At 62.6% G+C, this 25,163-nt stretch carries 15 protein-coding genes and 3 rRNA genes; 10 read left to right on the forward strand and 8 right to left on the reverse strand.

The features are described 5' to 3' along the window. The first annotated feature begins 568 nt into the window (after positions 1–568). The 4 genes from RHO23_RS03160 to RHO23_RS03175 all read left to right on the forward strand — a co-directional run bounded on the left by RHO23_RS03160 (position 569) and on the right by RHO23_RS03175 (position 6,655). Positions 569–2,084 (forward strand): 16S ribosomal RNA (locus RHO23_RS03160). Between the two features lie 296 nt (positions 2,085–2,380). Continuing rightward, a 23S ribosomal RNA gene (locus tag RHO23_RS03165) occupies positions 2,381–5,496 on the forward strand. Positions 5,497–5,576: 80 nt separating this feature from the next. Next, positions 5,577–5,693 (forward strand): 5S ribosomal RNA (gene rrf, locus RHO23_RS03170). Together the 16S, 23S and 5S rRNA genes form the textbook arrangement of a ribosomal RNA operon. A gap of 92 nt (positions 5,694–5,785) precedes the next feature. Next, entirely contained in the window at positions 5,786–6,655 is an 870-nt protein-coding gene (locus RHO23_RS03175; RefSeq protein WP_057968697.1) for a DUF4436 domain-containing protein, read from the forward strand. A 17-nt stretch (positions 6,656–6,672) separates the two neighbouring features. Here the strand turns inward: RHO23_RS03175 and RHO23_RS03180 are convergent, their stop codons facing one another. Then, complete coding sequence (locus RHO23_RS03180) at positions 6,673–8,283, reverse strand: adenylate/guanylate cyclase domain-containing protein (RefSeq protein WP_423488654.1); 1,611 nt, start codon at positions 8,281–8,283, stop codon at positions 6,673–6,675. A 36-nt stretch (positions 8,284–8,319) separates the two neighbouring features. On the opposite strand from RHO23_RS03180, the gene nucS reads away from it, so the two are divergent. Together nucS and RHO23_RS03190 are read left to right on the forward strand one after the other, a co-directional pair. Further along, positions 8,320–9,009 carry an endonuclease NucS gene (gene nucS, locus RHO23_RS03185; protein WP_030094910.1) on the forward strand — a complete coding sequence of 230 codons (690 nt, stop codon included), beginning with the start codon at positions 8,320–8,322 and terminating at the stop codon, positions 9,007–9,009. Positions 9,010–9,038: 29 nt separating this feature from the next. Then, positions 9,039–9,359, forward strand: a complete 321-nt coding sequence (locus tag RHO23_RS03190; protein ID WP_423488655.1) for a hypothetical protein — start codon at positions 9,039–9,041, stop codon at positions 9,357–9,359. Here the strand turns inward: RHO23_RS03190 and mce are convergent. Beyond that, positions 9,356–9,829, reverse strand: a complete 474-nt coding sequence (gene mce, locus RHO23_RS03195; RefSeq protein WP_046252983.1) for a methylmalonyl-CoA epimerase — start codon at positions 9,827–9,829, stop codon at positions 9,356–9,358. The genes RHO23_RS03190 and mce overlap by 4 nt on opposite strands. Positions 9,830–9,889: 60 nt before the next feature. Between mce and RHO23_RS03200 the strand changes: the two genes are divergently transcribed. The 3 genes from RHO23_RS03200 to RHO23_RS03210 all read left to right on the forward strand — a co-directional run bounded on the left by RHO23_RS03200 (position 9,890) and on the right by RHO23_RS03210 (position 12,456). After that, entirely contained in the window at positions 9,890–11,068 is a 1,179-nt protein-coding gene (locus RHO23_RS03200) for an acetyl-CoA C-acetyltransferase (protein ID WP_057965121.1), read from the forward strand. Positions 11,069–11,129: 61 nt separating this feature from the next. Then, complete coding sequence (locus RHO23_RS03205; protein ID WP_064408208.1) at positions 11,130–11,483, forward strand: DUF3817 domain-containing protein; 354 nt, start codon at positions 11,130–11,132, stop codon at positions 11,481–11,483. Positions 11,484–11,517: 34 nt separating this feature from the next. Further along, positions 11,518–12,456 carry a tetratricopeptide repeat protein gene (locus RHO23_RS03210; protein WP_064410209.1) on the forward strand — a complete coding sequence of 313 codons (939 nt, stop codon included), beginning with the start codon at positions 11,518–11,520 and terminating at the stop codon, positions 12,454–12,456. A 24-nt stretch (positions 12,457–12,480) separates the two neighbouring features. Here the strand turns inward: RHO23_RS03210 and RHO23_RS03215 are convergent, their stop codons facing one another. The 3 genes from RHO23_RS03215 to RHO23_RS03225 are packed head-to-tail and all read right to left on the reverse strand — an operon-like array spanning position 12,481 to position 18,274. Further along, complete coding sequence (locus RHO23_RS03215; protein ID WP_030094916.1) at positions 12,481–13,935, reverse strand: neutral zinc metallopeptidase; 1,455 nt, start codon at positions 13,933–13,935, stop codon at positions 12,481–12,483. A 53-nt stretch (positions 13,936–13,988) separates the two neighbouring features. Next, entirely contained in the window at positions 13,989–16,175 is a 2,187-nt protein-coding gene (glgB, locus tag RHO23_RS03220; protein ID WP_070942865.1) for a 1,4-alpha-glucan branching protein GlgB, read from the reverse strand. Positions 16,176–16,192: 17 nt separating this feature from the next. Beyond that, on the reverse strand, positions 16,193–18,274 hold the full coding sequence (locus tag RHO23_RS03225) for an alpha-1,4-glucan--maltose-1-phosphate maltosyltransferase (RefSeq protein ID WP_057968724.1): 2,082 nt from the start codon (positions 18,272–18,274) through the stop codon (positions 16,193–16,195). A gap of 177 nt (positions 18,275–18,451) precedes the next feature. On the opposite strand from RHO23_RS03225, the gene glgP reads away from it, so the two are divergent. After that, positions 18,452–21,070, forward strand: a complete 2,619-nt coding sequence (gene glgP / locus RHO23_RS03230; RefSeq protein WP_423488656.1) for an alpha-glucan family phosphorylase — start codon at positions 18,452–18,454, stop codon at positions 21,068–21,070. Between the two features lie 9 nt (positions 21,071–21,079). Here the strand turns inward: glgP and RHO23_RS03235 are convergent, their stop codons facing one another. Genes RHO23_RS03235 through RHO23_RS03245 form a run of 3 tightly spaced genes read right to left on the reverse strand, consistent with a single transcriptional unit; the run spans position 21,080 to position 25,150 of the window. Then, positions 21,080–22,528: a peptidase gene (locus RHO23_RS03235; protein ID WP_371258625.1), complete on the reverse strand. Its 1,449-nt coding sequence runs from the start codon at positions 22,526–22,528 to the stop codon at positions 21,080–21,082. Positions 22,529–22,547: 19 nt separating this feature from the next. After that, a complete protein-coding gene (locus RHO23_RS03240) occupies positions 22,548–24,599 on the reverse strand; it encodes an ATP-dependent DNA helicase (RefSeq protein WP_423489156.1) in 2,052 nt (683 codons plus the stop codon). Continuing rightward, positions 24,596–25,150: an isochorismatase family protein gene (locus tag RHO23_RS03245; RefSeq protein WP_030094922.1), complete on the reverse strand. Its 555-nt coding sequence runs from the start codon at positions 25,148–25,150 to the stop codon at positions 24,596–24,598. The genes RHO23_RS03240 and RHO23_RS03245 overlap by 4 nt, the downstream gene beginning before the upstream one ends. Positions 25,151–25,163: the final 13 nt, after the last annotated feature.

Here is a 25,163-nt window from a genome sequence, read left to right on the forward strand (position 1 = left end):
GGACTTGGTACAGTGGTCGGGTTGCCCTGAATGAGCGAGGCCGGGACAAGGAAGCGATTCCGAAATTCCGGTCTTAGGTTGGTGCGCAGTTGACCAGCCAAAACCCGGAGTTTGACTCAAGTTCACCGAACTTGATACGGTTCCCGGGCCGCTTACAAAGGGCGAAAGCCGAAATAGAAGAAGAAATTCAGATATCTCGGCGATCGGATGGTGCGCAAGTGACCAGCCAAAACCGGGAATTTGACTCAAGTTCACCGAACTTGATACGGTTTCCCAGCCGCCCGAAAGAGCGGAAGTCGGAATTCAGGAAGAAATTCCAGAATGTCGGCGATCGGATGGTGCGCAAGTGACCAGCCAAAACCGGGAATTTGACTCAAGTTCACCGAACTTGATACGGTTTCCGAGTCGCCCGAAAGGGCGAAGGCGAGAATGAAGGAAGTAATTCCGGAATTCATAGCCACAACAAATTAAATGTGTTGTTTGAGAACTCAATAGTGTGTCAGTGTTTATATAGACATTTTATGTCGATAACAATTCTTTTGACAGTTGTTTTGTCGGGATTAAATTTTGTTTGGAGAGTTTGATCCTGGCTCAGGACGAACGCTGGCGGCGTGCTTAACACATGCAAGTCGAACGGAAAGGCCCTTCGGGGTACTCGAGTGGCGAACGGGTGAGTAACACGTGGGTGATCTGCCCTGCACTCTGGGATAAGCCTGGGAAACTGGGTCTAATACCGGATAGGACCACACACTTCATGGTGAGTGGTGCAAAGCTTTTGCGGTGTGGGATGAGCCCGCGGCCTATCAGCTTGTTGGTGGGGTAATGGCCCACCAAGGCGACGACGGGTAGCCGGCCTGAGAGGGTGACCGGCCACACTGGGACTGAGATACGGCCCAGACTCCTACGGGAGGCAGCAGTGGGGAATATTGCACAATGGGCGCAAGCCTGATGCAGCGACGCCGCGTGAGGGATGACGGCCTTCGGGTTGTAAACCTCTTTCAGTAGGGACGAAGCGAAAGTGACGGTACCTACAGAAGAAGGACCGGCCAACTACGTGCCAGCAGCCGCGGTAATACGTAGGGTCCGAGCGTTGTCCGGAATTACTGGGCGTAAAGAGCTCGTAGGTGGTTTGTCGCGTTGTTCGTGAAAACTCACAGCTTAACTGTGGGCGTGCGGGCGATACGGGCAGACTAGAGTACTGCAGGGGAGACTGGAATTCCTGGTGTAGCGGTGGAATGCGCAGATATCAGGAGGAACACCGGTGGCGAAGGCGGGTCTCTGGGCAGTAACTGACGCTGAGGAGCGAAAGCGTGGGTAGCGAACAGGATTAGATACCCTGGTAGTCCACGCCGTAAACGGTGGGTACTAGGTGTGGGTTTCCTTCCTTGGGATCCGTGCCGTAGCTAACGCATTAAGTACCCCGCCTGGGGAGTACGGTCGCAAGACTAAAACTCAAAGGAATTGACGGGGGCCCGCACAAGCGGCGGAGCATGTGGATTAATTCGATGCAACGCGAAGAACCTTACCTGGGTTTGACATGCACAGGACGTACCTAGAGATAGGTATTCCCTTGTGGCCTGTGTGCAGGTGGTGCATGGCTGTCGTCAGCTCGTGTCGTGAGATGTTGGGTTAAGTCCCGCAACGAGCGCAACCCTTGTCCTATGTTGCCAGCGGGTAATGCCGGGGACTCGTAGGAGACTGCCGGGGTCAACTCGGAGGAAGGTGGGGATGACGTCAAGTCATCATGCCCCTTATGTCCAGGGCTTCACACATGCTACAATGGCCAGTACAGAGGGCTGCGAAGCCGCAAGGTGGAGCGAATCCCTTAAAGCTGGTCTCAGTTCGGATTGGGGTCTGCAACTCGACCCCATGAAGTCGGAGTCGCTAGTAATCGCAGATCAGCAACGCTGCGGTGAATACGTTCCCGGGCCTTGTACACACCGCCCGTCACGTCATGAAAGTCGGTAACACCCGAAGCCAGTGGCCTAACCTTTTGGAGGGAGCTGTCGAAGGTGGGATCGGCGATTGGGACGAAGTCGTAACAAGGTAGCCGTACCGGAAGGTGCGGCTGGATCACCTCCTTTCTAAGGAGCACCATTTCCCAGCCGAATGAGCTTGGGAACATAAAGTGAGTTTCTGTAGTGGTTACTCGCTTGGTGAATATGTTTTATAAATCCTGTCCACCCCGTGGATAGGTAGTCGGCAAAACGTCGGACTGTCAATAGAATTGAAACGCTGGCACACTGTTGGGTCCTGAGGCAACACATTGTGTTGTCACCCTGCTTGGTGGTGGGGTGTGGTCTTTGACTTATGGATAGTGGTTGCGAGCATCTAACAAGCCTCGCTCGTTTACGAGTGAGGTTAGTTTTTGCAATTTATTAGCTAAGTTCTTAAGGGCACATGGTGAATGCCTTGGCACTAGAAGCCGAAGAAGGACGTAGGAGGCTGCGATAAGCCTCGGGGAGCTGCCAACCGAGCTTTGATCCGAGGATGTCCGAATGGGGAAACCCAGCACGAGTGATGTCGTGTTACCCACTGCTGAATATATAGGCTTTGGGAGGAAACGCGGGGAAGTGAAACATCTCAGTACCCGTAGGAAGAGAAAACAACCGTGATTCCGTGAGTAGTGGCGAGCGAAAGCGGAAGATGGCTAAACCGCATGCATGTGATACCTGGTAGGGGTTGTGTGTGCGGGGTTGTGGGAGTTGTACTTGCCGGTTCTACCAGGCCGGCGGACAGTAAAAAAGTGTCGTGATTAGCGGAAGTGGTCTGGGACGGCCCGCCGCAGACGGTGAGAGTCCGGTACGCGAAAATCCGACACCTGTCTCGTACTTCATCCCGAGTAGCAGCGGGCTCGTGGAATCTGCTGTGAATCTGCCGGGACCACCCGGTAAGCCTAAATACTCTCTAGTGACCGATAGCGGATTAGTACCGTGAGGGAATGGTGAAAAGTACCCCGGGAGGGGAGTGAAATAGTACCTGAAACCATGTGCCTACAATCCGTCAAAGCCTCCTTTGTGGGGTGATGGCGTGCCTTTTGAAGAATGAGCCTGCGAGTCAGGGACACGTCGCGAGGTTAACCCGTGAGGGGTAGCCGTAGCGAAAGCGAGTCTGAATAGGGCGCCCATAGTGGCGTGTTCTGGACCCGAAGCGGAGTGATCTACCCATGGCCAGGGTGAAGCGGCGGTAAGACGCCGTGGAGGCCCGAACCCACTTAGGTTGAAGACTGAGGGGATGAGCTGTGGGTAGGGGTGAAAGGCCAATCAAACTCCGTGATAGCTGGTTCTCCCCGAAATGCATTTAGGTGCAGCGTCGCGTGTTTCTTATTGGAGGTAGAGCTACTGGATGGCCGATGGGCCCTACTAGGTTACTGACGTCAGCCAAACTCCGAATGCCAATAAGTTAGAGCGCGGCAGTGAGACGGCGGGGGAGAAGCTCCGTACGTCGAGAGGGAAACAGCCCAGATCGCCGGCTAAGGCCCCTAAGCGTGTACTAAGTGGAAAAGGATGTGCAGTCGCAAAGACAACCAGGAGGTTGGCTTAGAAGCAGCCACCCTTGAAAGAGTGCGTAATAGCTCACTGGTCAAGTGATTGTGCGCCGACAATGTAGCGGGGCTCAAGTACACCGCCGAAGCCGCGGCATTCATGCAATACATTCCCTTCGGGGCAGTGGCATGGATGGGTAGGGGAGCGTCCTGCACCCAGCGAAGCTGCGGAGTAATCCAGCAGTGGAGGGTGCGGGAGTGAGAATGCAGGCATGAGTAGCGACAGGCAAGTGAGAAACTTGCCCGCCGAATGACCAAGGGTTCCTGGGCCAGGCTAGTCCTCCCAGGGTAAGTCGGGACCTAAGGCGAGGCCGACAGGCGTAGTCGATGGACAACGGGTTGATATTCCCGTACCCGTGTGTGCGCGCCCATGATGAATCATCGGTACTAACCACCCAAAAGGTTCTAGATCAATCTCTTCGGAGTGCGACGTGAACCCGCTGCGTGGGACCTTCGGTGGTAGTAGTCAAGCGATGGGGTGACGCAGGAAGGTAGCTGTACCGGTTAGTGGTTATACCGGAGCAAGCCCGTAGGGCGATGTCTAGGTAAATCCGGACGTCATTAAGCCTGAGAGGTGACGCATAGCCGATTGAGGCGAATTCAGTGATCCTATGCTGCCAAGAAAAGCCTCTAGTGAGTTCACACACGGCCCGTACCCCAAACCAACACAGGTGGTCAGGTAGAGAATACTAAGGCGTACGAGATAACTATGGTTAAGGAACTCGGCAAAATACCCCCGTAACTTCGGGAGAAGGGGGACCTCGCTTGGTGACCGGACTTGCTCCGTGAGCTGAACGAGGTCGCAGAGACCAGTGAGAAGCGACTGTTTACTAAAAACACAGGTCCGTGCGAAGTCGCAAGACGATGTATACGGACTGACGCCTGCCCGGTGCTGGAAGGTTAAGAGGACCCGTTAACCCTTGGGTGAAGCGGAGAATTTAAGCCCCAGTAAACGGCGGTGGTAACTATAACCATCCTAAGGTAGCGAAATTCCTTGTCGGGTAAGTTCCGACCTGCACGAATGGCGTAACGACTTCTCAACTGTCTCAACCATAGACTCGGCGAAATTGCACTACGAGTAAAGATGCTCGTTACGCGCGGCAGGACGAAAAGACCCCGGGACCTTCACTATAGCTTGGTATTGGCGTTTGGTTCGGTTTGTGTAGGATAGGTGGGAGACTGTGAAGCAGGCACGCCAGTGTTTGTGGAGTCATCGTTGAAATACCACTCTGATCGTATTGAACCTCTAACCTCGGACCGTATATCCGGTCCAGGGACAGTGCCTGGTGGGTAGTTTAACTGGGGCGGTTGCCTCCCAAAATGTAACGGAGGCGCCCAAAGGTTCCCTCAACCTGGACGGCAATCAGGTGTTGAGTGCAAGTGCACAAGGGAGCTTGACTGCGAGACTTACAAGTCGAGCAGGGACGAAAGTCGGGACTAGTGATCCGGCATCTCTGAGTGGAAGGGATGTCGCTCAACGGATAAAAGGTACCCCGGGGATAACAGGCTGATCTTCCCCAAGAGTCCATATCGACGGGATGGTTTGGCACCTCGATGTCGGCTCGTCGCATCCTGGGGCTGGAGCAGGTCCCAAGGGTTGGGCTGTTCGCCCATTAAAGCGGCACGCGAGCTGGGTTTAGAACGTCGTGAGACAGTTCGGTCTCTATCCGCCGCGCGCGTCAGAAACTTGAGGAAACCTGTCCCTAGTACGAGAGGACCGGGACGGACGAACCTCTGGTGTACCAGTTGTTCCACCAGGAGCACGGCTGGATAGCTACGTTCGGACAGGATAACCGCTGAAAGCATCTAAGCGGGAAACCTATTCCAAGACCAGGTTTCTTACCCTTTTAGAGGGATAAGGTCACCCACAGACTATGGGTTCAATAGGCCAGACCTGTAAGCGTAGTAATACGTTCAGGGAACTGGCACTAATCGACCGAAAACTTACTAATAAATCGCAACCACTATTCGTCGTCATTTGACGACCACACTCCACCACCAGATAACTTGTGTGTTAATCACACGAAAGAGTTACGGCGGCCACAGCGAGAGGGAAACGCCCGGTCCCATCCCGAACCCGGAAGCTAAGCCTCTCAGCGCCGATGGTACTGTTCTCAACACGGAACGGAAGAGTAGGACACCGCCGAACATAAATTGGAAACACCCCCCAGGAAACTGGGGGGTGTTTTCATTTCTGCTGTTAGATTTTTCGAATAGCGCGACGGTAGAGATGGGAATCTTGTGCAGGCATTGAAGGGGCGCTTCAAACTGAAGCCGACGGCCACCACCGTAGGTGCGGTCGTACTCGTGCTGGTCATCTACGTCGGATTTCTTGTCATCTACCGAATGCTGGATCATCATTCGGGGCCGGCTTCGGCCGATCTCGATCTGTCCCGGGACAACGAGACTGTGGTGGTCATCGATCTGCAGGATCTGCGGACCGTAAACAACCGGTTGGATTCTGAGATCGTGGTGCTGCCCGCGAAGGCGAACCTTGACGCCTTTGGCCTGTTGAACGCGGACATGTCCGTCCGCTTGGTGTCATCGCTGGATTATGGGGAGCGGCATTTTCCGCGGGGCACGTTACCCGCGGCTATGGACGACACTCTGGTCGCAACGGGCGACGCGCAATCATGGCCCTTCGATGAGTACTCCACCGAGAAGCTGCGCGCAGAGGTCATGGTGGGCAACGGTGAAGGGCGACGTACCGTGCCTGCTCGTATCGAAGTGATCGGAAGCCTGGGCGGATGGCGCGTGTCGACGGAGACGTCGCAAGCTCCGGCAGGCAAGGGCGACCAGACCACAATTACGTTGGTGCGAGCCCGGGGCACGCTGGCGTTCGATGTCGGTATCTGTCTTGTGTTGATCACACTTCCGACGATGGCGCTGATTGTGGCGATTGAGACGGTCCGGGGGAGGAAGAAGTTCCACCCACCGCTCACCACGTGGTTCGGCACCATGTTGTTCGCGATCGTGCCGCTGCGGAACATCCTGCCCGGGGCGCCGCCACCGGGAGCATGGATAGACCAAGCCTTGGTGCTGTGGGTGCTCATCGCACTCGTCGTGGCGATGGTGCTCTATGTCGAAGCCTGGTGGAAGCAGTCCGAATAGGCCGCGGTGCGACAGCCTCAGGCCACAGGTACCGCAAGCTCGGTGGGCTCGGCGCGGCCACGCAAGGTCACGGTATCGCCGGAACGCCAGTGCAGCGCCTCGCGATGGTGTGCGCGCAACACGGTGTCTAACGAGGCCACCAAGTGTCCGGGCACGGTTTTGGAGAGCTCGCAGAGCCGGGCTGCCTCGTTGACCGGGTCGCCGATCACGGTGTATTCGAAACGGTCGTGAGCGCCGACGTTTCCGGCCACCGCCTGCCCCGAGGCGACACCGATGCCTGCTTGGCATTCGGGGACCTCGGCCCGTAGTCGGCGGGCAATGGCGCGAGCAGCGGCGAGCGCCTGGCTCTCGGGGCGGTCTTGCCGAACGGGTGCTCCGAACACCGCGAGGGTGGCATCGCCCTCGAACTTGTTGACCATGCCCTCGTATCGGTCGATTTCTTCGACGACGACGGTAAAGAATCGGTTCAGCAGTGCGACCACCTCGATGGCCGGCCGGGTGGCTGCCAGCTGGGTGGATCCAACGATATCGGCGAAAAGCACTGCGACGTGGCGTTCTTCGCCGCCGAGCGCGGGCTGTTGCAACTCGGCGGCAGCGGCGACCTCGCGGCCGACATGCTTGCCGAAGAGATCCCGGACGCGCTCGCGCTCGCGCAGTCCCTCCGCCATGGTGTTGAAACCTGCCTGCAGCTCGCCCAGCTCGGTGCCGTCGTAAACCACCAGGTTCACGTCCAGGTCGTTCTGCTCGACGCGCTTGAGCGCGGACTGAACCTCCTTCACCGGGGTGGCGAGCATCCAGGAGGAGATCCAGATGAGGATGAGCCCGAAGGTTGGGATCGCAGCGGCGATGATGATGACCGCCACCGCGAGCTGGTTGACCGTGAAGTTGCCGAAGATCAGCGCTCCGACACCGGCGAGCATGATGCCGACGGCGGGCACGCCAGATCCCAGCACCCAGGCCAGCATGGTGCGCACCATGATTCCGGAAGCGAGTCGCCTTCTGCGGTATCCGGCTTCGAGGGCTCGCGCGGCGACGGGCCGCATCGCGAATTCGGTGAACAGATAGTTGGCCGCACACACCACGACACCGCTGAACCCCACCGCGAAGAAGATCTTGGGGATGTAGAGCGGATTTTGCAGACCGTAGAGCGTGGTGAACAGGGCGGTGCCGCCCGCCCACAGGATCGCCTCGACGACCGTGAGTCGCCGCGGGACTGCGAACGCGTTGCGCTGGTCCGCCTTGGTCGGCTCCCGTTCATCGAGTGCCCACCGCACCACCTTGAAGATCCGGCGGGTGCCCCAGACGGCGCCGACGAGCACCGCGAGCGTGACGTACACCGGAACGACCACGAAGTGGATCCACCAGGGCGCATCGAAGACGTTGGGATCGGGCACGGCCACGAGCACCAGCAGGATGACGACGGCGACACCAATCAGGTTGGCGGCCACCACGAACACGGTCAGCATCAGCTGGATGCGGATGCGCTGGATGAGCGTGCTTTCGCCATAGCGGCCCAGCAGCCACGATCCGTACCCGTCGCCGGCCTCGAGCCGGCCGGTCTGCCCGGTGATCGTGGCCAGGGCACGGCCCACTCGCTGCGACACTGCGCGAATCGACTCGTTTGCCATAGTTGTCGCCAGCCTAACTCCCTATACAGTGGGCCGGTGCGTCTCGTCGTAGCTCAATGCACCGTTAATTATGTCGGTCGGCTCACCGCCCATCTTCCGTCTGCCAAGCGGCTCCTGCTCATCAAGGCCGATGGTTCGGTGAGCGTGCACGCCGATGACCGTGCCTACAAGCCGCTGAACTGGATGAGCCCGCCGTGCTGGCTCGTCGAGACGGAGAACGAGGAGTCTGCCGAAGCGGGTGCCTCGACCGTCTGGGTGGTGGAGAACAAGGCCGGTGAACAGCTGCGGATCACCATCGAGAACATCGAGCACGACTCGGCCCACGAGCTCGGGGTCGACCCCGGATTGGTCAAGGATGGAGTCGAGGCACACCTGCAGGAGTTGCTCGCCGAGCACGTCGCGCTGCTTGGCGACGGGTACACCCTGGTGCGGCGCGAGTATATGACGCCCATCGGGCCGGTTGACCTGCTGTGCCGGGACGCTGACGGTGCGACTGTTGCGGTCGAGATCAAGCGCCGGGGTGAGATTGACGGTGTCGAGCAGCTCACCCGCTACCTCGAACTGCTCAACCGGGACACCACGCTGGCGCCCGTCGCCGGCGTCTTCGCCGCGCAGCAGATCAAGCCGCAGGCTCGCACCCTTGCCGAAGATCGCGGAATCCGGTGTCTCACACTGGACTACGACGCGATGCGGGGAATGGACTCAGACGAATTCCGTTTGTTCTGAAATTGCCCGACCACTCATAGAATCACCGCATGGGCCGCCGACATCCGCCGCGCCGTGCCGCTGGCGACCGTGCCGCTGGCGACCGTGCCGGTGTGCAGCCCCTCGGCCGCGACCAGGTGGAGCAGGGGACCGACGGGCTGGACTACCGCGTGCGCCGGATCGCCGGGGCACGCGCGATCAAGATCTACCGCTGTCCCGGCTGTGATCACGAGATCGCGATCGGCGTGGCTCATGTGGTGGTGTGGCCCGTCTCCGAGGGACAGGACAGGGGAGTGGAGGACCGTCGGCACTGGCATACGCCGTGTTGGAGTAACCGCGCGAATAGGAGCCCGACGCGGCGTTGGAGCTAGTGCGACTGCGTCGGCTGGACGAGCTCGATGAGCACGCCGCCGGTGTCCTTGGGATGCAGGAAGTTGATCCGTGAGTTCGCGGTGCCGATGCGCGGCTCGTCGTACAGCACTCGTACGCCCGCGGCGCGGAGCTGATCGGACAGCGCATCGATATCGGTGACGCGGTAGGCCAGCTGCTGCAGACCGGCCCCCTTGGTGCTCAGGAACTTGGCGATCGGCGAGGACTCATTCAGCGGTGCCATCAGCTGGATCTGTGAGCTGCCGGGTTCGGCGCCGGGGAAGGACAGCATCGCCTCGCGGACGCCCTGCCCCTCGTTGATCTCCTCGTGCACCAGGATCATGCCCAGGTGTTCGTGGTACCACTCGATTGCGACGTCCAGGTCGGGCACCGCGATGCCCACGTGGTCGATCGCGGTCACCAGACCGGTCGATAGGATCGAGGGAACATCAAGAGGAGACGATGTCGTCATAACGCAACGGTAACGCGTTCCAGAAAACGGCGTCCACTCGAGCAGTATTAAGGAGATTCGATGAGCACGTCCGTGATTGTTGCTGGAGCACGTACACCCGTTGGCCGCTTCCAGGGATCGCTGAAGGACTTCTCGGGCGCTCAGCTCGGCGGTATCGCCATCAAGGGCGCTCTGGAGAAGGCCAAGGTGGCGCCGTCTGCGGTCGATTACGTGATCATGGGCCAGGTGCTCACCGCGGGCGCCGGGCAGATTCCCGCACGCCAGGCTGCCGTTGCCGGCGGAATCGGTATGGATGTGCCGGCGCTCACCATCAACAAGGTGTGCCTCTCGGGTGTCGACGCCATTGCGCTGGCTGACCAGCTGATTCGGGCCGGTGAGTTCGAGGTTGTCGTCGCCGGTGGGCAGGAATCGATGACCAACGCCCCGCATCTGCTGCCCAAGAGCCGCTTCGGTTTCAAGTACGGCGATGTGACGCTCGTTGACCACATGGCCTTCGACGGCCTGCATGACGCCTTCACTGACCAGGCCATGGGCATCCTCACCGAACAGCGCAACGCCGCCGACAAGTTCACCCGCGAGGAGCAAGACGAATTCGCGGCGCGCTCGCACCAGAATGCCGCCCGTGCGTGGAAGGACGGTGTCTTCGCCGACGAGGTGGTCTCGGTTCAGATCCCGCAGCGTAAGGGTGATCCGATCGAGTTCGCCGAAGACGAGGGCATCCGCGCGGACACCACCGCGGCATCGCTGGCGGGGCTGCGTCCGGCGTTCAGCAAGGACGGCACCATCACGGCGGGGTCGTCCTCGCCGATCTCCGACGGCGCCTGCGCGGTGGTGGTGATGAGCAAGGAGCGCGCGGAGCGCGAGGGGCTGGAGTGGATCGCCGAGATCGGTGCCCATGGCGTGGTCGCCGGCCCCGATTCCAGCCTGCAGCTGCAACCGGCCAACGCCATTCGGAAGGCTTGTGAGCGGGAAGGGATTTCCCCCGAGCAGCTCGATCTGGTCGAGATCAATGAGGCCTTCGCCCTGGTGGGCTTGGCCTCGGTGAAAGACCTGGGTATCGACCCGGCCAAGGTCAATGTCAACGGCGGAGCGATCGCCATCGGTCATCCCATCGGAATGTCGGGTGCCCGGATCACCTTGCACCTGGCGCAGGAACTCAAGCGCCGCGGCGGCGGAATCGGTGTGGCCGCACTGTGCGGCGGCGGCGGTCAGGGCGATGCCCTGATCGTGCGAGTGTGATTTACGACGCGACGTAGTAGATCGATGATGTGTCGCGCGCTGTATCGGGCAGACTGAGGGCATGACACAGCTTTTCGACCTGCGCAGCACTGCCAGCAGGTTTCGCACCGTCGCGTTGCTCGAGGCCATCAGCTGGGCAGGTCTGCTCACCGGGATGTTCTTCAAGTACGTGCCGGACCCGGGTAACGAGATCGGTGTGAAGGTCTTCGGCTGGATCCACGGCATCGTCTTCATCGCGTACCTGGTGTTGGGCTTCCTCGCGGGCCGCGAATACCGCTGGAGTCCGCTCACCTGGTTGCTCGCACTGTTAGCTGGAGTTGCCCCATTGTGCAGTGTGATCTTTGTCATATGGGCTGATAAGACGGGTAAATTGCCCGTCGCGGGGTCTGCGGCTGCGGGCGACGCTGGACCGTAGTGCGGAGGCCGTGAGCCGTGACAGACTGGACAGCGTGACCCGACCACGTCCCGCGATGGCTGCGGCCATGTCCGGAGCTGTCGACCTCTCTGCTCTCAAGCAGCGCGCGCAGGAGCCCACGGCTCCTCGCGAGCCCTCGGCCGGAGATGCATGGACCGTCGAGGTGACCGAGGCGAATCTCGAAGCCGAAGTACTGGCGCAGTCCAATCGTGTCCCGGTCATCGTGCTGCTGGGATCGCCGCGCAGCGAGGCCTCGGCGGCACTGGCCGCCACTCTGGGTGACCTGGTCGCGCAAGACCGCGGCAAGTGGGCCCTGGCGCGGGTCAACGTCGACACCAGTCCGCAGATCGCACAGGTTTTTGGTGTGCAGGCGGTGCCTACCGTGGTGGCGGTGGCCGCCGGGAGGCCTATCACCAGCTTCGCGGGACCTCAGCCCGCCGATCAGCTGCGGCGGTGGCTTGACTCCATCCTCGACGCGGTCGCCGGCAAGCTGCCCGACGCCACCGCGCCGGACGGGGAGGATGTCGGGGAGTCCGAATACCCCGAAGAAAGTACAGATCCGGCGCTCGCCGCGGCGCGTGATGCGCTCGACTCCGGAGATTTCGAGGCGGCCCGTGCCGCCTATCAAGGTCTGCTGGACGACGGCGCCACCGGGGTGGTCGCGGCCGAGGCAACCGCGTCGGTGCGTCAGATCGAGTTCTTGATCCGGGCGACAGCCCACCCTCAGGATGCGGTCGATGTCGCCGATGCCTCACCCGGTGACATCGACGCCGGGTTGGCTGCTGCCGACGTGGAAGTGCTTTCGCAGCAGCCGGATTCGGCCTTCGACAGGCTCGTCGCACTTGTTCGCGTGACCAGCGACGACGAACGCGCCAAAGTGCGTGCCCGGCTGCTGGAGCTGTTCGAGCTGTTTGATCCGGCCGATCCCGCGGTGGTCGCCGGGCGGCGCAAGCTCGCCAACGCCCTGTTCTGACTCGGCCGCTGTCCGGTCCCGCGGTTACGGGAAGCGTTTGGCGCAGGTTTGGTCATTGCCCAGGACGCCGATTCGGTAGGCGTCGATGCGGGAGAATCCGGAGGGGGCCGTCTCACCCTTCACGTCGCTGGAAGCCCTGCCGCTGGAGAGCAATTCGGAGACAGCCTCGTCGAGGTCGCCGCCGGAGAGGATGACCGGTGCGCGGGGAGTCACGATGCCCCTGCCGGCGGCGCGTGAGGTGAAGTATCCGGTCAGGCACGCGGTGCGTAACCCGGTCATGATTCCCTCGGTCTCCAGACCCGCGGCCTTTTCTGCCGCCAGTGCGTAGCGCGAGACGATCACGCTGAACGCCGAATAGTCGCCGTTGACTTGCGCGGAGAACAGCGCCCGGTCCGACACCGGGGTGGCCATCTTCTGCAGGGCCTTTGGATCCAGGGCAATCGTATTGTCGTTGGGGCAGAACGAGGCCGGCGCGGTGCCCGAACCGTCGGAGCACTTGCCGTCGCCGTAGACCGCCTTGGGTGGGTTGTCCATGGGGAACACCTGTGAGGCGGCGCTCAGCACCGCATCGATGGTGTCCGGGTTTATCGGCCAGTTGTCGCCGTTGGGCCCCACACCCAGGCCCTTGGGCAGCTCGCCGCGGCGCTTGAGGATCTCGCGGGGATCGATGCGCTTGCAGGCCATGGGGCCGTCGGTGAACCCGAACTGGAAGGCCGAGACCCGCTCGAAGGCCGAACCGTGGATGGCCCACTTCTTACTGGTGTCGTTGTCGCGGATCGCGATCATCGCGGCCGTGACCTTGTTCAGCCCATCGGCGGTGTTCAAGGTGAATCGTGGCGAATCCCCTTGCGCGACCCAGCGCAGATAGGCGCCGGAGAAGCAGTCGGCTTGCTGTTCCTGAGTCAGGTCGACGAGGTACTCGACCTGATCCTTGGTCATCTTCGGATCGTCGATCGGAGTGATGAGCTGAGCGTGATACTGGATCGAGTGTCCGTACTCGTGGGCCATGACGGTGTTCATCGCCATCTCGCCCATTTGCTTGCGCAGGTAGGGGAACAGCTGGCCACGATCCCAGGCGAACGAGTTCTCCGGTGGACAAAACGCGGCATTGATGAAGTCGTTCAGGTTGCCCCCGCAGAACCTGATGCTGCCGTTGTCCTTACGGGAGTCGACCGAGATGAGCCGGGATACCGGCCGGAAGTTGGCGAACGAATCGCCGTAGAACTGCGTCCAGAAATCCTCGATGTCCGCCAGGGACACCTTGACGTAATCGTCGATCTCACCGTTGTCGGTGTTCTCGATCTTGCGTTGGGGAATCTGGACGCCGGGCTTCATGCCGGAGGGGCCGTCGACCGCGGGCATACCTGCCACGCGCAGGGGGTCGGCGTAGATCGATTGAGGTTGCCCACCGAGTGGACGGCCACACGACGTGATCACCAGCACCAGCCCCACCAGCAGCGCCACCCAGCGTTTGGACATCGAGCCACCCCTTATAACTACGCGAGTTTGCGTTTAGCGCATCCTAATGTTGTCTACAGGTCCCCGGAGATGGGTTCCAGCCAGATCGCGGCGGCGGGGGGCAGGGCCAGCGTGGCCGAGGCCGGGCGGCCGTGCCACGGGTTCGCCTCGGCGATGACTTCGCCTAGGTTCCCTACTCCGCTGCCGTGGTACTGCAGTGCGTCGGTGTTGATGACCTCACGCCAGCGTCCGGTCAGCGGCAACCCCACCCGGTAGCTGGCGTGCTCGATGCCCGCGAAGTTGAAGATGCAGGCCAACACCGAACCGTCGTCGCCGAAGCGCAGGAAGCTCAGCACGTTGTTGGCTGAATCGTTGGCGTCGATCCACGAATATCCCTGGGGGGCGGTGTCTTGTGACCACAATGCGCGACGCTGCTGGTAGGCCGAATTCAGGTCGGCGGTCAACGCCGCGATTCCTGAGGAGTACCCGTCCTCGCCCAGCTGGAACCAGTCGACGCCGCGCTCATCGGACCATTCGGCCCGCTGACCGAACTCCTGACCCATGAACAGCAGCTGCTTTCCGGGGTGCGCCCACATGTAGGCCAGCAGGCAGCGCAGCCCCGCGGCCTTGGCGTGGTCATCACCGGGGATGCGGGTCCACAGTGTGCCCTTGCCGTGCACCACCTCGTCATGGCTGATCGGCAGCACGAAATTCTCGCTGAACGCGTACAGCATCGAAAAGGTCATCTCATGGTGATGGAAGCTGCGATGGATGGGATCGCGCCCGAGGTAGCCCAGGGTGTCGTGCATCCACCCCATGTTCCATTTCATGGAAAAGCCAAGGCCGCCAAGGCTGGTCGCCCTGGTGACACCCGGCCAGGAGGTGGACTCCTCGGCCACGGTGACAATCCCGGGATGCAGCTTGTGCACGGTGGCGTTCATCTCCTGCAGGAACTGCACCGCCTCGAGATTCTCTCGGCCGCCGTGAATGTTCGGTGTCCAGCCACCCGCGGGGCGTGAGTAGTCCAGGTAGAGCATCGACGCGACGGCGTCGACTCGCAGCCCGTCGATGTGGAACTGGTCGAGCCAGAACAGGGCATTGGCGACCAGGAAGTTGCGAACCTCGGGGCGCCCGAAGTCGAAAACATATGTGCCCCAGTCCAGCTGCTCGGCCCGGTGTGGGTCGGCGTGTTCGTATAGGGGTGTTCCGTCGAAGCGGGCCAGCGCCCACGCATCTTTGGGAAAGTGCGCGGGTACCCAGTCGACGATGACGCCGATTCCCGCCCGGTGCAGGGCATCGACCAGGTAGCGGAAGTCGTCGGGCGTGCCCAGCCTCGAGGTGGGGGCATAGTACGAGGTCACCTGATAGCCCCAGGACCCACCGAAGGGATGTTCGGCCACCGGCAGCAGCTCGACGTGGGTGAAACCTTGTGCCAGTACGTAGTCGGTGAGCTCGCGGGCCAGCTCCCGATAGGAGAGTCCGGGGCGCCAGGACGCCAGATGCACCTCGTAGGTACTCATGGGCTCGAACACCGGGTTGCCGCTGGTGCGCCGGGTCATCCATTCCTCGTCCTGCCAGGAGTAAGACGACGTGGTGACCCGCGAGGCGGTGGCAGGCGGCAATTCAGTCGCGAACGCGAACGGGTCGGCGCGGTCGGTCACCGACCCATCGGCGCCGTGCACACGGAATTTGTAAAGCGAACCGAGCGTCATGCCCGGCCAGAACAGTTCCCAGACTCCGGAGGATCCCAGGGTTCGCATGGGGGCGTCGTTGCCGTTCCACCCGTTGAAATCGCCGATTACCGAGACCCCGTGCGCGTTGGGTGCCCACACCGCAAAGGAGATCCCGCTGACCTCGCCGTCCGCGGTGACGAACGAGCGTGGGTGCGCACCAAGGATTTCCCAGAGTCGTTCGTGACGGCCCTCGTTGAACAGATGCAGATCCACTTCGCCCAGCGTGGGCAGGAATCGATATGCATCGGCGATGATCAGCGGCGTGCCGCTGTAGTCGACGTTGAGGCGGTAGTCGAGGAGGTCCAGGAAGGGCAGCGCTACCCCGAAAAGTCCGGACCCGAGGTCGGCCATCGGGTGCAGCTCGTCGCCCACCACCGCGGCCACCGCGGTGGCGCCAGGTTTGAACGCGCGAATGACGGTGTGTCCCTTGCCGCCCGGGTTGGCATACTCGTGCGCGCCGAGAATCGAATGCGGATTGTGGTGGGTGCCCGCCACCAGTCTGGCGAGATCGGCGGCATCCGGTTTCAGGAAGGTCGCGGGTGTGGTCACGGGCGGAACACCAAGTGCGTGCGGGCCGACTCGCGGACCTGCGGCAGATTCAGGATGTGCGCCACTTGCCGAGAAGGTGTCAGGGGGTCCAGTCGCACATAGTTGGCTTGGCCCCAGCGGTATTGCTCGCCGGTGAGCTCGTCACGCACCCAGAACGTTTCATGCCAATCGAGGCCGAGTGCGGGCAGGTCGAGCCAGATGGTGCCGTCCTCGGCCCCGAAGGGGTTGAGATTCACCACGATCAGGACGGCATCGCCGGTTACCGGGTCGAACTTGGAGTACGCCAGCAGGGCGTCGTTCTCGACGTGGTGGAAGGTGATGTTGCGCAGCTGTTGCAGTGCCGGATGTAGCCGGCGGATCTCGTTGAGTCGGGTGATGAATGGCTCCAATGATTCGCCGCGCGCGGCAGCTCCCTTGTAATCGCGGGGACGTAGCTGGTACTTCTCCGAGTCCAGGTACTCCTCGCTGCCGTCGCGCAACGGGACGTGTTCGTAGAGTTCGTATCCGGAGTACACGCCCCAGGTCGGGCTCAAGGTGCCGGCGAGGACCGCTCGGATGGCGAACATGCCCGGGCCGCCGTACTGAAGGCTCGCGTGCAAGATGTCCGGGGTGTTGACGAAGAGATTCGGGCGTGCCACGTCCGCCTGCGCAGCGATCTCTCGGCCGAACTCGGCGATCTCGGATTTGGCGGTGCGCCAGGTGAAGTAGGTGTACGACTGGGTGAAGCCGAGACGGGCCAGTCCGTAGAGACGAGCCGGGCGAGTGAACGCCTCGGACAGGAACAACACGTCGGGATCGGCCGCCTTGACCTCGCCGATCAACCATTGCCAGAAGTCCGGTGGCTTGGTGTGCGGATTGTCTACCCGAAATATTTTGACGCCATGGGCAATCCAGTGCTGCACGACACGCAGCACCTCGGTGTACAGCCCGGCAGGGTCGGTGTCGAAGTTCAGGGGATAGATGTCCTGGTACTTCTTGGGAGGATTTTCCGCGTAGGCGATGGTGCCGTCGGGAAGTTCGGTGAACCACTCGGGATGCGCACTGACCCACGGGTGATCGGGTGCGCACTGCAGTGCCAAGTCCAGCGCCACTTCCAGGCCTAGCTTGCGTGCGGTGGACACGAACCGGTCGAAGTCCTTGAGGGTTCCCAGCTCGGGGTGGATCGCGTCGTGACCTCCCGCAGCACTGCCGATGGCCCACGGCGAACCGACTTCACCGGGCTCGGCGATTGGATTGTTGTTGCGGCCCTTGCGGTTGATCTCGCCGATCGGATGCACCGGCGGTAGATACACCACATCGAACCCCATCGCGGCGACCCGCGCGAGATCGGCCGATGCGGTGGCCAGTGTGCCGTGCATGGGCCGTCCGTCCGGCCCCACTCCGCCGGTGGAACGCGGGAACAGCTCGTACCAGGAGCCGTAGAGCGCCCGAGTGCGGTCAACCCAGATACCGTATTGGGTTCCGCGAGTGAGCAGATCGCGCAGCGGGAACTCGGCGAGCAGTACCTGTACCTCATCGGAGAGCGCATGTTGAAAGCGAGCTCCCGGGTCGTCCTGAGTGCGCAGCCCTTCCGCTGAGGCCAGCAGCGGCCCCCGACGTTTCCGTGGCACTCCGGCCGCCGCACGTTCGAACAGGCGCGCACCGATCTCCAGATCGTTGGCCAACTCGGCAGCGCCCTGCCCCGCTTCCAGTTTGGCCTCGACGTTGTGGCGCCAGGTTGCGATCGGGTCGCCCCATCCGTCGACCCGGAAGGTCCACAGCCCCTCCCGGTCCGGGACGAAGCTGGCATGGAATCGATCGAGCGCCCCACCCGGCTGCATCGGGATATGCAGCGGTTTGATTCGTGTCGCGCTGGTGTCCTTCTCGCGGGGCGCCGAGATCCGGCGCAACGGCCCCTCGGAGAGCTGCGGGTAGCTGGGCCCGAGGCAGCGCACCACCAGTGTCGCGGAGACGGCCTCATGGCCTTCACGCCAGACGGTTGCCGCCACGGGGACGACCTCACCCACGACGGCCTTGGCCGGATAGCGCCCACCGGAGATCGCGGGGGCGACATCATCGATGCCTATGCGTCCGGTCACCACGTCCACCGTAGTAGACGGGCCCCTGCGGTGCGGTGCAGAAGCGCTACCAGAGGCTTCGCCGGTACGCCGGTGATCGGCGCGAGCGTGCGAGACGGAACCTCCACAGCATCGCGTATCGGTACGGAATTTCCGCCGGGCATGCGATCCACCGAAATCTCAGTAAAGTTCTGAAGGGTGAAAGCCCTACGTCGATTCACGGTTCGTGCCCATCTTCCGGAGCGGTTGGCGGCGCTGGGCGAGTTATCCAACAACCTGCGCTGGTCGTGGCATCAACCCACCCGGGATCTCTTCGCCGATATCGATCAGCAGCTGTGGGAGCAGACCAACCACGATCCGGTTGCGGTCATGGGGTCGGTCCCGGCGCAACGGCTCGATGAGCTGGCTGCCGACGATGGTTTCGTCGACAGGGTGGCTGCCCTGGCGGGTGATCTTCATGACTATCTGAATCGCCCCATGTGGTACCAGCGTCAGCTGGAGCGGGACGGTGAAGAGGGCGCCGAGAGCAGCGGTCTGCCCGCCGCGATCGCGTACTTCTCGATGGAGTTCGGCGTCTCGGAGGTGTTGCCGAACTACTCCGGCGGTTTGGGCATCCTGGCCGGCGATCACCTCAAGGCCGCCTCCGATCTGGGCCTGCCGCTCGTCGCGGTGGGGTTGCACTACCGGTCGGGATACTTCCGGCAGTCGCTGACCGCCGACGGCTGGCAGACCGAACAGTATCCGCTGATAGACCCGGCCGGTCTGCCGTTGCGCTTGCTGGCGCATGACGATGGCACCCCGATCCTCATCACGGTGCCGATGCCGCAGGACCGGGTGCTTTCGGCGCGCATCTGGGTCGCTCAGGTGGGCCGGATTCCGCTGCTGCTCTTGGACTCCGATATCGCGGAGAACGATCGGGAATTGCGCTACGTCACCGACCGGCTATACGGCGGCGACCAGGACCACCGCATCAAGCAGGAAATCCTGGCCGGTATCGGCGGGGTGCGCGCCATTCGTGCGTACGTCTCCTCCTCCGGCGCGCCGTCTCCCGAGGTGTTCCACACCAATGAGGGTCACGCCGGGTTCCTGGGGCTCGAGCGCATTCGCGAGTACATCGGGCAGCACGGGCTGGACGTCGAAACTGCCCTGACGGTGGTCCGATCTAGCACCGTGTTCACCACGCACACACCGGTTCCCGCCGGAATCGACCGCTTCCCGGTGGACTTGGTGCGTCGATACTTCGGGGAATCCGGTGATTCCACGCTGCTGCCCGGTGTGCCGGTGGATCGCATTATTGCCCTGGGCGCGGAGGACGACCCCTCCACGTTCAACATGGCTCATATGGGGCTGCGGCTGGCGCAGCGCGCCAACGGTGTATCGCTTCTGCACGGCCAGGTGAGCCGGTCGATGTTCAACGGGCTGTGGCCGTCATTCGACGCCGCCGAGGTACCTATCGGATCGATCACCAACGGCGTGCACGCGCCCACCTGGGCAGCACCGCAATGGCTGGAGCTGGGCCAGCAGCTCGTCGGTGCCGAGGCGTTCAACGACGCCAGTGGATGGGAGCGCATCCACGAGGTAGACCCCGGACACATCTGGTGGATCCGATCGCAGTTGCGTGAGCAGCTGATTCAGGATGTGCGACGGCGGATACGTGCCTCGTGGCTGCAGCGCGGCGCGGCTGAGGCCGAGTTGGGCTGGGTGGACGATGCGTTCGACCCGGGTGTGCTGACCATCGGGTTCGCGCGCCGGGTCCCGACGTACAAGCGGCTCACGCTGATGCTGCGTAACCCGGAACGGCTGCGTGAGCTACTCCTGGACGAGAAGCATCCGGTGCAGCTGATTGTGGCCGGTAAATCGCATCCTGCCGACGACGGCGGTAAGGGGCTCATCCAGCAGATCGTCAGGTTCGCCGATCAGGCGGACGTGCGGCACCGGATCACCTTTCTTCCCGACTACGACATGTCCATGGCCCGCTATCTGTACTTCGGCTGCGACGTGTGGTTGAACAATCCGCTGCGTCCGCTCGAGGCGTGCGGGACCTCGGGGATGAAGAGCGCACTCAACGGTGGGCTCAACCTGTCCATCCGTGACGGGTGGTGGGACGAGTGGTACGACGGCGAAAACGGTTGGGAAATACCGACGGCCGACGGAGTCACCGACGACACCCGGCGCGATGACCTGGAGGCCGCGGCGCTTTATGAGCTGCTGGCGCAAAAGGTGGCGCCCAAGTTCTATGAGCGCGATGAGCACGGCACGCCGCAGCGCTGGGTCGAGATGGTTCGGCACACCCTGGAGAAGCTGGGTCCAAAGGTTCTGGCATCCAGGATGGTTCGCGATTACACCGTCGGCTACTACGCTCCCGCGGCCCAGTCGTTGCGTGCCACCGTCGGAGCCGATCATTCGTTCGCGCCAGCCAAGGAGCTGGCGCGCTATCGCGAACGAGTGCAGCAGGTATGGCCCTCGCTGGTCATCACCGATGTCGACAGTTCGGGCCTGCCGGACACCCCGCTGCTGGGATCACCGTTGACGCTCACCGCGTCGGTTCAGCTTTCCGGGCTGGCACCCTCGGAGGTCGCCGTGCAGGCGGTGATCGGGCGAGTGGACCTGGACGACAAGCTATCCGAATCGGTGATTGTCCCGATGGCGCACACCGGCAGTCGTGACGGTGGGGTGGAGACCTTCTCCACCACGACCACCTTGCCGGTGTCCGGGTCGGTGGGATACACGGTGCGGGTGCTCCCGCATCATCCGCTGCTGGCCGGTGATAGCGATCTGGGTCTGGCGGTGCTGGCAGCCAGCGACCTGGAGCACTAACGGCACGACTTACCCGTAGCGGGTGAGGCAGCGGTCCGTCGATCCGGCGACTCCGTCTCGGAAGGCATCGATCCGGGAGAAGCCCGCCGGGATGGTGGTCCCGTTGACATCACTGGCCACGATGCCGTTGGTGAGCAGCCCCGATACCGCCTCATCGAGGTCCTCCGCGGTGAGCACCATCGGGTTCGGTGCATCGTCGGGTGTGGTGGGTTTGGCCATCGCCGCCGACGCGACACCCGTTAGGCAGGCGGTGCGTAGCGCGCTCTGCCCGTTGTCGAGCGGCAGGCCGTGTTGATTCTCGACCGCTAGTGCGTAACGCGAGATGACCATCGAGTACGCGGTGAAATCGCCGGCGATCTGACCGCGATTGTGGCTTGGTTCTGCGAGTTTGGCCATCCGGGGCAGATCGAGAGCAATCGTATTGGTACCGGCACAGTATTTGACCGGGGGTGATTCCGTAGGTTGGCTGTGCCCGTCACAGCTGGCACCTGACACCGACAATCGCGGTGGTTCGGTGTTTCCCTGAACGGGCAACACCGCTTTGAGCACCGTCATCAGTGTCCGTAAGGTGTCGACGGTGGGAGGTGCGTCCGCCGATGGACCTGACGGCAGGTCGAGCGGAAGCCCTCCACGGCGTTTGGTGATCTCGGCCATATCTATCCGGGTGCACTGCGGCGCACCGTCTGTGAATCCGCGCTGAAACGCCGAGACTCGGTCGAAAGCAGACCCGTGAGCGTCCATGGCGCCGACGACCTCGACAGGATCATCGCGGAATGCGATGAGTGAGGCTATAACGTTGTTGAGTCCGTCGCCGGTACTCAGTGTGAAACGTGGTGAGCTGCCCTGAGCGACCCAGCGTAGGTATGTCCCCGCGAGGCAGTCGGCCATTTGTTCGCCGATTAGCGACTGCGTTGCCGCATCCATCATCTCTGATTGATGTGCGACGGCATGGCCGTACTCGTGAGCCAGGGTCATCGGCACCGCCATAGGACCGAACATTTGTGTCAGCCTGTGAAACAGTGCGCCCCGGTCCCAGCCGATCGCGTTCTGGTCGCTACAGTACCCGGCGTTGTCGAAGCCCAGCGTCACGTTGTCGCAGAACTCCGTGACGACCGGTCCTGCGCTATCCCATGACATCAACGATTCGATGGAGCGGAATTTGGCCCAGAAGGTCCTTGGATAGGCACTCTGCCAGAAGTCTTCGATATCGGCGATCGAGTAGATGGCAAGCCGATCCATCTCACCGCCGTCGGTACCGAGGACGACTCGGTCGGCCGGTTTGGGCTGTGGACGCAGCCCGGAAGGTCCGTCGACAACGGGTAGTCCGGCCACTTGATTGGGGTCTCCGAGCTGTGAGATCGGTGTGCCGTTAACGGGATTGGTGCAGGCTGACAGTCCGAGAGCGCAGCAGGTTAGGACCGCTACCGGCGTACGGAACCACCTGACCGAATTCGGCATGGCCATCTCCCTGTAGTGGCTATCCCCGCGTGGGGGAGCCTTCCTCAGCATAGGTCGCATCGTGCTTGGTCATCAGTCGTTGCAGCGCCGCGGTGACTACCGACAAGTCGTGTGTCGACCAGAATGGTGGCAGCGATGCACGCAGAAATCCGCCATAACCCGCCGTGGCCATCCGTGAATCAAGCACCGCGACAACGCCTCTGTCCTGTGCGCCGCGCAACAGCCGGCCAGTGCCCTGGGCCAGAAGTAACGCCGCCTGGGTGCCCGCCACCGCCATGAACCCATTGCCTCCGCGCGCGCTGATTGCCCGCTGCCGGGCCGCCCTAAGCGGATCGTCGGGGCGGGGGAATGGGATTCGGTCGATGAGAACAAGCGACAGCGACGGTCCGGGCACGTCGACTCCCTGCCACAGCGACAGCGTCCCGAACAACGAGGTTTGTGGGTCCGCGCTGAACTGTTCGACCAGAATCGATGTCGCGTCGTCTCCCTGGCACAGCACCGGGGTGTCGAGCCGCGTCCGCATTTCCTCGGATGCCTCTTTGGCGGCACGCATCGAGGAAAACAGCCCCAGGGTGCGTCCTCCCGCGGCGCGGACCAGAGTCTCGATCTCGTCGAGCGTCGCCGCACCGACGCCATCGCGCCCCGGGGCGGGAAGGTGCCGCGCCAGGTAGAGAATGGCGGATTTCTGATGCTGGAACGGGGATCCGACGTCGATGCCGTGCCAGACGGCCTTGGCTTCGGTATTCGTCTCTGTGCTGGGCACTCGGGCAGGCAGGCCCCAGGAGGCGGCCATGGTGTCGAACTTGCCCCCGAGGACCAGAGTGGCCGAGGTGAGGACGACGGTGCGCTGCCCGAACAGGCGGGTGCGCAGCAGCCCGGCGACCGACAGCGGGGCGATTCGCAGTACCGGACGCACCGTGCCGCGGTTGTCCTCGTGATCGAGCCACACCACGTTGGGGCGTGCCGTGATGTCCGGTTCGGCCCAGCAGGCCAGCGTCAGGGATGCGGCATCGACGATATCGTCCAGTGCGGCAACTGCTTCGGTGCGTGCGGCGGCAGTGGCGGGGTCGGTGGACTGGCCGGTGGGGATCTCGGTGCGTGCGGCGGCCGCGGCGTCGCGCAGCGCGGTGAGGTAGGTGACGGTCTCCTCGTCCGCGCGGTCGATGGTGCCGGGCCTGCTGTCGTGGATCAGCGAAGAGAAGGTTGCCGAGCTGGCCTCGAAACGGCTCGCCGTTTCGGGTGACACCAGGCGACCTATCCGCCGGATGGTGACAGTCAGCCCGACTGCCGAGAGTTCTTGGGTGGCAACACTTGTCACCCGGTCGACGAGGTCGTGTGCCTCATCGACGATCACCGCGTCATGTTCGGGCAGGATGTTTATGTCGGCAATGGCGTCGATGGCCAGCAGTGCGTGGTTGGTGACCACCACATCCGACTGTCCGGCGTCGAGCCGGGCCAGTTCGGCGAAGCATTCGGTGCCGAACGGGCACCGGGTGGCGCCGAGGCATTCACGTGCCGACACGCTGACCTGCGACCAGGAGCGATCGGGAACGCCGGGCTTGAGCTCATCGCGGTCTCCGGTCTTGGTGGTCTCCGCCCAGTCGTTGAGACGCTGTACGTCGCGGCCGAGCGCGCTGGCCGCGAAGGGCTCGAACAACGTGTCGGGTGCTTCCTGATCGGATGCTGCGCCGTTGTGCAATTTGTTGAGGCAGAGGTAATTTCCACGGCCCTTCAGGATTGCGAATCTGGGCTTGCGGGCCAGTGCGGGTGCCAACGCCTCCGCCAACCGGGGCAGGTCACGATCCACGAGCTGGCGTTGTAGCGCGATGGTGGCGGTGGATACCACGACCGGGGATGACTCCTCGATGGCGTGGGCAAGGGCCGGTACCAGGTATGCCAGCGACTTGCCGGTGCCGGTGCCGGCCTGGACCACCAGGTGCTCGCCGCTATGCAGGGAGTGCTCGACGGCCGTGGCCATCGTGAGCTGTCCGGCGCGTTCGGTTCCGCCGAGCGCGGTGACGGCCGTGGCAAGCAGGCCCGTGGCAGACGTGGGCGTGTCGGTGTTCTTCAGCGGACTACCTCGACGCCGGCGGCCCGGAGCTCACCCAGGGCGCGATTTATTGATTGTTCTTCAATGCCAACGGCATACGCGGTGAGTACGCGGGTATGCAGCCCCTGTCGGGCCGCGTCGCGCGCGGTGGCGGCCACACAGTGATCGGTGGCGATGCCCACCACGTCGACGCTGTCCAGATCCCGTTTCTGCAGCCACGACGCCAGCGTGGTGCCATCCGCGCAGGCGCCCTCGAAGCCCGAATACGCGGCGGAGTACTCGCCTTTGGAGAACACCGCGGCGACCGGGGTGAGGTCGAAGTCGGGGTGAAAGTCGGCGCCGGGTGTGTCGACCCGGCAATGCGGCGGCCAGCTTGTCGCGAAGTCCGGTGTCTGGGAGAAATGGTCGCCGGGGTCGATGTGAAAGTCGCGCGTCGCGACCACCGCGTCGTACGCACCGGATGCGGTGAGGTCGTTGAGCTTCTGGGCCAGCGCTGCTCCGCCGGACACGGGCAGCGAGCCGCCCTCGCAGAAGTCGTTTTGCACGTCGACGACGATAAGCGCCCTGCCCATGGATCGACGGTAC

It is taken from the genome of Mycobacteroides sp. PCS013, from assembly GCF_049532645.1.
Classification (GTDB): domain Bacteria; phylum Actinomycetota; class Actinomycetes; order Mycobacteriales; family Mycobacteriaceae; genus Mycobacterium; species Mycobacterium gwanakae.

Coding starts and splice junctions, on each gene's coding strand:
- RHO23_RS03180 (WP_423488654.1), bottom strand. CDS start 8,283: ATGGCAAACGAGTCGATTCGCGCAGTGTCGCAGCGAGTGGGCCGTGCC.
- RHO23_RS03190 (WP_423488655.1), top strand. CDS start 9,039: ATGGGCCGCCGACATCCGCCGCGCCGTGCCGCTGGCGACCGTGCCGCT.
- mce (WP_046252983.1), bottom strand. CDS start 9,829: ATGACGACATCGTCTCCTCTTGATGTTCCCTCGATCCTATCGACCGGT.
- RHO23_RS03200 (WP_057965121.1), top strand. CDS start 9,890: ATGAGCACGTCCGTGATTGTTGCTGGAGCACGTACACCCGTTGGCCGC.
- RHO23_RS03205 (WP_064408208.1), top strand. CDS start 11,130: ATGACACAGCTTTTCGACCTGCGCAGCACTGCCAGCAGGTTTCGCACC.
- RHO23_RS03215 (WP_030094916.1), bottom strand. CDS start 13,935: ATGTCCAAACGCTGGGTGGCGCTGCTGGTGGGGCTGGTGCTGGTGATC.
- RHO23_RS03235 (WP_371258625.1), bottom strand. CDS start 22,528: ATGCCGAATTCGGTCAGGTGGTTCCGTACGCCGGTAGCGGTCCTAACC.
- RHO23_RS03245 (WP_030094922.1), bottom strand. CDS start 25,150: ATGGGCAGGGCGCTTATCGTCGTCGACGTGCAAAACGACTTCTGCGAG.